General features: G+C 70.4%; 3 protein-coding genes and 1 pseudogene. All 4 read left to right on the forward strand.

Annotated elements, in window-relative coordinates; translation table 11 throughout:
* The first annotated feature begins 529 nt into the window (after positions 1-529).
* Positions 530-1,339, forward strand: coding sequence for an ABC transporter permease (locus tag D7294_RS31420; protein WP_120685225.1), 810 nt, complete (start codon positions 530-532; stop codon positions 1,337-1,339).
* Between the two features lie 31 nt (positions 1,340-1,370).
* Complete coding sequence (locus D7294_RS31425) at positions 1,371-2,135, forward strand: ABC transporter permease (protein WP_120685227.1); 765 nt, start codon at positions 1,371-1,373, stop codon at positions 2,133-2,135.
* Between the two features lie 2 nt (positions 2,136-2,137).
* The gene (locus D7294_RS31430) at positions 2,138-3,169 is read left to right on the forward strand and encodes an ABC transporter ATP-binding protein (RefSeq protein WP_241562758.1); all 1,032 of its coding nucleotides are present in this window, start codon (positions 2,138-2,140) and stop codon (positions 3,167-3,169) included.
* A gap of 160 nt (positions 3,170-3,329) precedes the next feature.
* Positions 3,330-3,458: pseudogene (locus tag D7294_RS31435) on the forward strand (ABC transporter ATP-binding protein); the annotation flags it as partial.

A 3,458-nucleotide genomic window follows, 5' to 3' on the forward strand; every position in this document is an offset into this window, starting at 1 on the left:
TCCGTGAATGCTTCACGCGAGAATCCTCGCTAAAAATGAACTACTCAATCAATAAACTGGCATTGACGAGAATAGACACGCTGTTGAGTTCTCAAGGAACGGACCCTCACCGGGCTTCGTTCGGTGTTCCCAACTCTACCACGCTCGATTTCTCGAACTTCGGCTCGGCCGGGAGGAGTTGCCTGCCACCGCGGTGGATTCCGCCGACCGATTGCGTCGGTCCCGGGCAAGCTCGAAGGAGGCTACGTACCCGACTCTGGCGGTGTCAAGTTGAGACCGTGGCGCCCTACTCGGCGCCTGTGGTGCCCGCCGCGCGGCCTCCACCGCAGGGCAGGGCCGTCACCCGTGCGCGGTGCCGTTCCCACCCGGGAAATTCGGTGGTCCCGGCTTCCGTCCGCGCACTAACCTCGGCCTCTTTGGCCGCTCCCCTGCCCGGCCACGGCCGTGGCTCCGCCGGCCGGCCGCAGTGGCGGGGACTCGCGGGGACGTCGTGGGGAAGAGGAGCGCGGGACGCAGTGAGGGGGCGGACATGACGGCGTCGGGACTGTACGCGGCCGTCGCGGCCAACAGCTTCCGGCGGTACGCCACTTATCGCGCGGCCACGGCCGCGGGGGTGTTCACGAACACGGTCTTCGGCTTCGTCCTCGCCTATACCTTCGAGGCGCTGTGGACCACGCGTCCGCACCTCGGTGGCTATGACCAGTCGCAGGCGCTGACGTTCGTGTGGATCGGGCAGGCGATGATCGGCGCGGTCGCCCTGCTCGGCGGCGGCTTCCAGGTCGAGTTGCAGGAACGGGTGCGGACCGGCGACGTGGCGATCGACCTGTTCCGGCCCGCCGACCTCCAGATGTGGTGGCTGTCCTCCGAACTCGGCCGGAGCGCCTTTCAGTTGGTCGGCCGCGGGGTGGCCCCCATGGTGGTGGGCTCGCTGGCGTTCGAGCTGGCGCTCCCGGCGGACCCGGTGACCTGGGTTCTCTTCCTGGTGGCGCTCGTGCTGGCCGTCGTGGTGAGCTTCGCCCTCCGGTTCCTGGTGGGTCTGGCGGCCTTCTGGCTGCTCGACGGGGCCGGCGCGGACATGGTGAGCACCGTGCTCTCCCTTTTCTTCTCCGGCATGTTGCTGCCGCTGACCACCTTCCCCGGGGCCTTCGGCGAGATCGTCAGGTGGCTGCCGTGGGCGGCGATGCTCCAGGTGCCGGCGGACGTGCTGCTCGAACGGCACTCCGGCGCGGGGGCCTGGGGCGCGCTGGCCTTCGAGGCGTGCTGGGCGGTGGCGCTGCTCCTGCTCGGGCGGCTGGCCCAGTCCGTGGCCACGCGCAGGGTGGTGGTGCAGGGTGGCTGAGGCGCTGCGGGCGTACGCGCTGATCGTTTCGATGTGGGTGCGTTCGACGATGACCTATCGCCTGTCGTTCGTGCTCGCGATCATCTGCAACGCGGCCCTGACGATGCTCGACTTCGTCGCCATTCTGATCATGTTCGCGCATGTGGACCGGCTGGGCGGGTTCTCGGTGGCCGAGGTGGGACTGCTGTACGGGTCGACGAGCCTGGCGCTGGCGCTCTGCCACCTGGCGCTGGGGGACGTGGAGCGGATCGGCGGCCGGATCAGGGACGGCTCGCTGGACGTGATGTTCGTGCGGCCGGCGCCGATCTTCGTGCAGGTGGCGGCCGACCGGTTCGCGCTCAGGCGGCTCGGCCGGGCGGCGCAGGGCCTGGGCGTGCTGGTGTGGGCGCTGGCCGAGGTCGAGGTGGACTGGACGGCGTGGCGGGTGGCGTTGCTGCTGTCGATGCTGGTGAGCGGGGCCGCGATCTTCGGGGCGCTGGTCACGCTCGGCGGGGTCTTCCAGTTCTGGGCGCAGGACGCCGCCGAGGTGCAGAACGCCTTCACCTACGGGGGCAACACGCTGCTGCAGTACCCGCCGACGATCTTCGCCAGGGAGCTGGTGCGTGGGGTGACGTTCGTGGTGCCGCTGGCCTTCGTCAACTGGCTGCCGGCGCTGCGGCTGCTCGGCAGGGAGGACCCGCTCGGGCTGCCCGGCTGGGCGGATTTCCTGTCGCCCGTGGTGGCCGCGGCGCTGTGCGGGGTCGCGGCGCTGGCCTGGCGTGCGGCGGTGCGGGGCTATCGGAGCACCGGGAGTTGAGGGTGGAGCGAGAGGAGTCCCAGGGCGTGGCGGGCGAGGCGATCGTGCTCGAGGACGTGTCGAAGGTGTTCCGGGTACGGCGGCGGGCGGGTCGGTTTCGCCGGGTGAGCGAGCAGGTCAGGGCCGTGGACGGGATTTCGTTCCGGGTGGCGCGCGGCGAGGTGGTGGGCTACATCGGGCCGAACGGGGCGGGGAAGTCGACGACGATCAAGATGCTGACGGGCATCCTGACGCCGAGCGCGGGGCGGCTGCGGGTGGCCGGAATCGACCCCGCCCGTGACCGGACGCGCCTGGCGCGGCGGATCGGGGTGGTGTTCGGGCAGCGGACGACGCTGTGGTGGGACCTGCCGCTGCGGGACTCGTACGGGCTGGTGCGGCGGCTGTACCGGGTGGAGCGGCGGCGGTTCGAGGAGAACCTGGAGCGGTGCGTCGAGTTGCTCGACCTCGGCGCCCTGCTCGAGGTGCCGGTGCGGCAGCTGTCCCTGGGGCAGCGGATGCGCGGGGACATCGCGGCGGCGCTGCTGCACGATCCTGAGGTGCTGTACCTGGACGAGCCGACGATCGGACTCGACGTGATCAGCAAGTCAAAAGTGCGCACGTTCCTACGGGACTTGAACGTCGAACGGGGCACGACCGTGCTGCTGACCACCCATGACCTGACCGATATCGAGCAGCTGTGTTCGCGGGTGATGGTGATCGACCAGGGGCGGCTGATGTACGACGGGGCACCGGCCGAGCTGCGCGAGGTGGGGGAGAGCGAGCGGACGCTGGTGGTGGACCTGGCCGCCGAGGCGCCGCCGATCGAGGTGGAGGGGGCGCGGACGGTGCGGGTGGAGGGGCCGCGGCAGTGGCTCGCGTTCCCCGCCTCGGCCTCCGCGGCGCCGCTGGTGGCGCGGATCGCGGCCGCGCATCCGCTGGTCGACCTGTCGCTGCGGGAGCCGGACATCGAGCAGGTCATCGCCAGGATGTACGCCCAGGGCGGGGAGGAACCACAGGCCCGCGGTGCTGCTACCGGGAGGAGCGGGGTGGGGTAAACCTCAGGTCGAAAACGGAGACGTGCCCCAGCGCGGAGGACCCCTCCCGAAGGGCACTGTGGTGGACGTACCTGACGAGGCCGATCGGCCGGATGGCAGAGGAGACACCACAGTGGCTACGGCTGTACCGATCCCTTCCGCGGGACTCACCAGGACTCGCATGGCCGTGGCTGCGCGGGCCGAGGGTGTGGTGAAGGCGTATGGGGAGGGCGAGACCAGGGTGGTGGCCCTGGACGGGGTCTCCGTGGACATCGAGCGGGGGGTGTTCACCGCGATCATGGGCCCCTCG

The sequence above is a fragment of the Streptomyces hoynatensis genome, assembly GCF_003626535.1.
Classification (GTDB): Bacteria; Actinomycetota; Actinomycetes; order Streptomycetales; family Streptomycetaceae; genus Streptomyces; species Streptomyces hoynatensis.

Excerpts from the sequence above, each read along its gene's own strand:
- D7294_RS31425 (WP_120685227.1), top strand. The coding sequence starts at position 1,371 with ATGTGGGTGCGTTCGACGATGACCTATCGCCTGTCGTTCGTGCTCGCG.
- D7294_RS31420 (WP_120685225.1), top strand. The coding sequence starts at position 530 with ATGACGGCGTCGGGACTGTACGCGGCCGTCGCGGCCAACAGCTTCCGG.